Annotated in this window: 3 protein-coding genes; all 3 read left to right on the top strand. The window is 45.7% G+C overall.

Annotated features, from left to right (window positions below; translation table 11 throughout):
- Nucleotides 1-91: 91 nt before the first annotated feature.
- Nucleotides 92-943 carry an MBL fold metallo-hydrolase gene (locus tag D7V92_RS21445; protein ID WP_121773756.1) on the top strand — a complete coding sequence of 284 codons (852 nt, stop codon included), beginning with the start codon at nucleotides 92-94 and terminating at the stop codon, nucleotides 941-943.
- Between the two features lie 295 nt (nucleotides 944-1,238).
- Nucleotides 1,239-3,560, top strand: a complete 2,322-nt coding sequence (locus tag D7V92_RS21440) for a glycoside hydrolase family 20 protein (protein ID WP_005861302.1) — start codon at nucleotides 1,239-1,241, stop codon at nucleotides 3,558-3,560.
- A gap of 74 nt (nucleotides 3,561-3,634) precedes the next feature.
- Nucleotides 3,635-6,118 carry a prolyl oligopeptidase family serine peptidase gene (locus tag D7V92_RS21435; RefSeq protein ID WP_121773755.1) on the top strand — a complete coding sequence of 828 codons (2,484 nt, stop codon included), beginning with the start codon at nucleotides 3,635-3,637 and terminating at the stop codon, nucleotides 6,116-6,118.
- Nucleotides 6,119-6,584 lie beyond the last annotated feature (466 nt).

Here is a 6,584-nt window from a genome sequence, read left to right as displayed (position 1 = left end):
AACGTTTAAACCAGTCATTTTCACATTTATTATACTATTGAGTATGATAAAAACCATACCTTTACTCCCCCAAAGAAAGAATGCAGAAACCATGAAACTACAAATCATCGATACCGGCTACTTCTACGCCGACGGAGGCGCCATGTTCGGGGCCATTCCTAAAAGCGCTTGGAGCCGTCGCTATCCGAGCGACGAGACAAATGGTTGCGTGCTAGCCATGCGTAGCCTTGTCATAAAAACAGATGACGGACGCATCGTCCTAGTGGATAACGGAGCGGGAAATAAACACTTAAAACAACTAAGTTATTACCGCTTCTTCAACTTGGTAGACCTCGGCACGGAACTACGAAACCGGGGAATTCAACCGGAGGAAATCACGGATGTTGTCCTCACCCATCTCCATTTCGATCATTGCGGTTATACCACGCAAAAGGATGAATCTACCGGACATTTATTTCTCTCATTCCCAAATGCAAACCACTGGGTTAGCCGCAAGCAATGGGAGAATTTCCTTCATCCGAACGCCTTGGAGAGAGATTCCTATTTCATCGAGAATATGCAAGCCGTCGCAGACGCTAATTCCTTACGGCTGCTAGATGCCGACACATCGATTTGCCCCACTATAGAGCTACGCCTGTACGATGGGCATACTCCGGGACAAATTGTTCCCTATATCCATACGGAGGACCGGACTTTTGTCTTTGCCGGGGATGTTATCCCCCTTGTAGCCAGCGTATCTCCGGAATGGATCTCGGCTTACGATACGTATCCGATCACGTCATACAACGAGAAACTGCGCATGCTTGCTGAAGCCTCCCGAAAAGGGCAAGCGCTCATCTACTGCCATGACGCTTACATCCGCTGCACAACCGTAAAACGTGTGAATACATATTATAAGAAAGACAAGGAAATACCTCTCAAGAAGACGTTTCTTTTCCCTTAGTCCCTAGCCCTTTTCCCTTTAGACCTTAGGTGTTTCTTCCATATTTCTTAGACATTTCTTATAGAAGTATTCATTATCCACCAGCCGTTGCATGATCGTCCACCAACTGTTGGATGATCATGCAACGGCTGGTGGACGATCATGCACCAGTTGATAAATAGTCTATATATATAGACAAAATCCCTAAGGTTATCGCATCAAAAGTGTAAAAGCATTAGATAAAACGGCTAATTCTATTTATCTTTGGGCGGTGATACTGAATCAATTATTGTTTTACATTCTAAACTCTAAACACATGAACAGCCTAAGCAAACTAGCGCTCGTCCTGACATTTTGCACGGGAATGATCGCTTGCTCCGGTGGTAAGGCCGTAAAAGGAGATTACGGAGTAGTGCCTTTGCCACAAGAAGTAACATTGACGAACGGAAATCCTTTCGTCCTAAGTCCATCCACGAAGATATTTTATCCGGAGGGCAATGATAAGATGAAGAAGAACGCCGAGTTCCTCGCTTCTTATATCAAGGAAATCACGGGCTATGAATTAGCAACCGCTACTGGCCAGCCCGGTAAGGGGATCAGCCTCGTTATCGACCAAAGCATCCAGAATCCGGAAGGATATCAACTGACCGTTAGCGATAACGGGATACGGATCGCCGGAAGTACGGATGCCGGCGTATTTTATGGTATCCAGACATTACGTAAATCGATCCCGGCCACGGCCCAAGGGATGAACGTAGAATTACCGGCAGCTACCATCAACGACTATCCCCGTTTTGCCTATAGAGGCATGATGCTGGATGTCAGCCGCCATTTCTTCCCCGTGGATTCGGTAAAAACGTATCTCGATATCCTTGCCTTGCACAACCAAAATACGTTCCACTGGCATCTGTCCGATGACCAAGGTTGGCGTATCGAGATCAAGAAATATCCGGAATTGACACAGATCGGATCTAAACGCAAGGAAACCGTGATCGGCCATAACTCCGGAACATATGACGGAAAGGAATACGGGGGCTTCTATACACAAGACCAGATTCGCGATGTCATCAACTATGCCGCCGAACGCCATATCACGATCATCCCGGAAATCGATATGCCGGGACATCAATTGGCAGCCTTGGCTACTTACCCGGAACTTGGATGCACCGGAGGCCCTTATGACGTATGGGGCCAATGGGGAGTAGCCGACGACGTGATCTGCGCCGGAAACGAGAAATCAATGCAATTCCTAGAAGACGTATTGAGCGAGGTCATCGATCTTTTCCCGTCCGAATATATCCATGTAGGTGGTGATGAGTGCCCGAAGGTACGTTGGGAGAAATGCCCGAAATGCCAAGCTCGCATCAAGGCGGAAGGTATCAAGGGGGACAAGAAACATTCCGCCGAGGAATATTTGCAAAGCTACGTGATCTCCCGCATGGAGAAATTCGTGGAGAGCAAAGGACGCCATATCATCGGCTGGGACGAGATCCTAGAAGGAGGCTTGGCCCCGAATGCCACGGTAATGAGCTGGAGAGGCATGGATGGAGGTATCGAGGCCGCCAAGCAAAAGCATAACGTGGTCATGACACCGAATACATATGTATATCTGGATTACTATCAATCAGCGGATACGGATCTTGAGCCCGATGCTATCGGTGGTTACTTGCCGTTAGAGAAAGTATATTCTTTTGAGCCGACAGCCGGTATCTCTCCTGAAGACCAGAAGTACGTGATCGGGGCGCAAGCCAACCTCTGGACGGAATATATCCCGACCTTCTCGCAGGTGGAATACATGATCATGCCCCGTATCGACGCCGTAGCCGATATCCAGTGGAGCGATCCGTCCAAGAAAGATTATCAGACGTTCCTGCCCCGTGTGGCCCGCATGACACAACTTTACGATCGCTTGGGATATAATTACGGAAAGCATATCTTCGATATTAACGCCTCCCTGACCACCAATACGGAGAACGGAACGCTTGACATAGCCTTGACGAAGCTGGGTGAAGGAGATATCTATTATACGGTAGACGGTAGCGATCCTACGATCGCCAGCATCAAGTATGAAGGCCCGGTACAGATCAACCAAGATTGCGAATTCAAGGCGATCGTTGTCCGTCCGAACGGTACGAGCCGCGTCTTCTCCGAGGAGATCTTCTTCAACAAAGCGACGATGAAGCCCATCACCTTGAAAGAGCAGCCCAGCAGAGGCTACGTTTTCAATGGGGCACAGGTATTGGTAGACGGCTTGCGCGGAGGTAGTAATTACAAGACCGGCCATTGGCTGGGTTTCCAAGGAAAAGACCTTGACGCCACGATCGATCTAAAGGAACCAACCGAAATCCAAAAGGTATCTTTCAATACGAATGTGGTGAAAGGTGACTGGATCATGGGCGCCTCCGCCGTAACCGTAAAGGTATCCGATGATGGCAAGAATTTCAAGGAAGTAGCTTCCAAGAAAATCCCGGAGCTGACCCAAAACGACAAGGACGGATTATATCCCCAAGAGATATCCTTCGCCCCGGTAAAGGCCCGCTATGTCGAGGTTATCATCAACAGCGGCAAACTACCGAAATGGCACGGTGGCGCCGGAAGTCCCGCATTCTTGTTCGTAGATGAGATAGAAATCTTATAAGATAATGATACAGCGAGATGGCTGAGAGATACCTGCCATCTCGCTTTCTTATCTTATACTAAATAATAAATATCATGATAAACAAAAACATCTTAATTCTTTCAGCCCTATGCTCCTGTTGCTCACTATGGGCGGATGAGGTTGTCGTGCGACATTATAATTATGCCGGCCCTTACGAGGTGAAGAAACCCTTCTTGGCAGATAGCCTGGATGTAAACAGTAAGAGATTCTCAGACAAGGAACTATTGAACACGACTGTTCCTTTCTGCAACCTTTCCCAAAGCGGACAAACCCTTGACGCGGCGTCTTCCGGAGAGCTGACCTTGCCAACCTCGGCCTCTTCCTACGCGCTACATTTGGTTTCCTTCTACCTGAATAGTGACCGCTATACAAAAGGCACCTTAAGGATCAATGGCCCTGAGATTTCAGAAGTCTACGTGGATGGACAACTCACAAAACTAACCCAAGGAGAAGCCTCGTTGACCTTGGAGCCGCGACGCTATGAAATCGTAATTAAATATTTATCTGAGAGCCACAAAGAGAATGCCTTAAAAGCCTCATTCAACCCGGAAAAAGACGCAGTGGTAACCACGACCATCAATCCGGAGAAACGTTATACATTAAGTGATGTATTTGATGGTAAACGCATCCAATCCGCCAGCCTGTCCCCGAATGGAAAATTCATTATCGTCTCCTATCAAGAAACCTATCCCGGCGGAAAGCAGTCCTCATTTACCCAGATACTAGACAAGGCTACCGGTTCCGTATTGGTTGAGAACGGACAGAGCTTACGCTGGATGCCTAAAAGCAATCTGGCCTATTACACCCGGAAAGGGATGAAAGGCACGGAATTGGTGACCTTAGACCCTACCAGCAAAAAGGAGAACATCCTTGCCTGCCAATTGCCCGAGGGTTCTTTCAGTTTCGGACCTACCGAGGACTATCTATTATTCTCCATACGGGAGAAAGGACCGCAAGAACGAAAAGAGATCCAAGAGATACTGGTGCCGGATGATCGCCAACCGGGATGGAGAAACCGTATGTTTATCCATAAATATGACCTGCGAACCGGATTGTTCCAACGGCTCACCTATGGACATACTTCTACTTACATCAACGATATATCTCAAGACGGCCACTATCTGCTATTCAGTCGCAGGGAACCGAATTTAACGGAGCGTCCTTTCTCACGTACATATATATATAAGATGGATCTACGAACCATGCATGTGGATACCCTTATAAAAGGTGAGAAATTCGTAAGCCGTGCCGTTTTCTCCCCGGATGCCACCCAATTACTCGTTGACGCGTCTGGAGAGGCTTTCGATGGTATCGGATTAAAGATCAAAGAAGGACAGACATCGAATACGAGCGACGGGCAATTATTCCTATACAATATAGCAGATAAAAGTATAAAGCCGCTTACGAAAAATTTTGACCCCTCTGTCGATTCCTACGAGTGGAACGCCCTCGATAAACAAATCTATATCACGGCGAAAGATAAGGACCGTGTTCGCATGTATAGTCTAAACCCGTCCAACGGAAAGATTAAGCAACTTCAAGCCAAGGAAGATGTCATCTCCGATTACTCCATCGCCAATCAAGCTTTCGAAATGGTTTATTTCGGATTAAGCGCTTCCAATTCCCAAAGGCTTTATACCTATAACTTGAAAAACGACGCCTCTTCCTGCTTGATCGATCTCTCCAAAGAGATCTTGAGAGACGTCACTTTAGGAGAAGTGCAAGATTGGAATTTCGTTTCCGCCCAAGGGGATACGATTTACGGCCGCTTCTATCTCCCTCCTCATTTTGACGCGACCAAGAAATATCCGATGATCGTGAATTATTACGGAGGAACAACCCCTACGGCCCGGGTGATGGAAAGCCGTTATCCTTCGCATGTATACGCCGGCTTAGGGTACATCGTCTACATCATACAACCCAGTGGAGCGACTGGATTCGGCCAAGAGTTCTCCGCACGCCATGTCAACGCTTGGGGTAAACTTACCGCTGACGAGATCATCGAAGGCACGAAAAAGTTCTGTGAGGAGCATCCTTTTGTCAACACGAAGAAAATCGGTTGCATGGGGGCTTCATACGGAGGTTTCATGACTCAATACCTACAAACAAAAACAGATATATTCGCGGCGGCCATGTCTCACGCGGGAATCAGCGACATCACCAGCTATTGGGGAGAAGGTTACTGGGGATATTCATACAGCTCGTTGGCTAGCGCTAACAGTTATCCATGGAATGCCCGGGATATGTACACTTTACAAAGTCCGCTGTTTAATGCGGACAAGATCAATACCCCGATCTTGTTCTTACATGGAACCGCAGACACGAATGTTCCGATTGGAGAGAGCATCCAGATGTTTACCGCATTAAAATTATTGGGTAAGCCTACAGCGTTTGTTCAGGTAAAAGGAGAGAACCACCATATACTGGATTACGACAAACGTATCTTGTGGAATAACACGATTTACGCATGGTTTGCTAAGTGGTTGAAAGATCAACCGGAGTGGTGGGACGCATTATATCCTCCGAAAAGCCTATAAAAATCAAAATAGGTCACTCTATTCACATATATCTAAAGAGTATCTTTATTAGATACTCTTTTTTTATTTAAATACATTAGATAGTATTTATGAAACACCTTAGTCTCCGAAGAACTTCATGAGGGTAAGGTACTTTGGTGTTACTTCCTAGCATTGATGCGGGATTGAGTTAAAAATAATTTGCATATTAATACTATATATTAATACTAGAATGTATTAAATTAACATATAACTTAAAATAATCCGTATTGACAAAGTTTCGTGTAAGTTTATTTTTATTGTCAATATGTTTGTTTATTGCAAATATATCTTTATATTTGCCGTACAGCCATTAAAATAAAATGCTTGCTGTAAATAGTACAATTAGACATAACAGATGTTTACATAGGTTGTATGTTCTATAATTTATTAAGATATTTATAATAATTAATAAATATTGAACGGAAAAGTGATTTAGTTCTTCGGA

It is taken from the genome of Parabacteroides sp. CH2-D42-20, from assembly GCF_003670185.1.
GTDB classification, from domain to species: Bacteria; Bacteroidota; Bacteroidia; order Bacteroidales; family Tannerellaceae; genus Parabacteroides; species Parabacteroides distasonis.
This window is presented reverse-complemented; position numbering and strand designations above follow the sequence as displayed.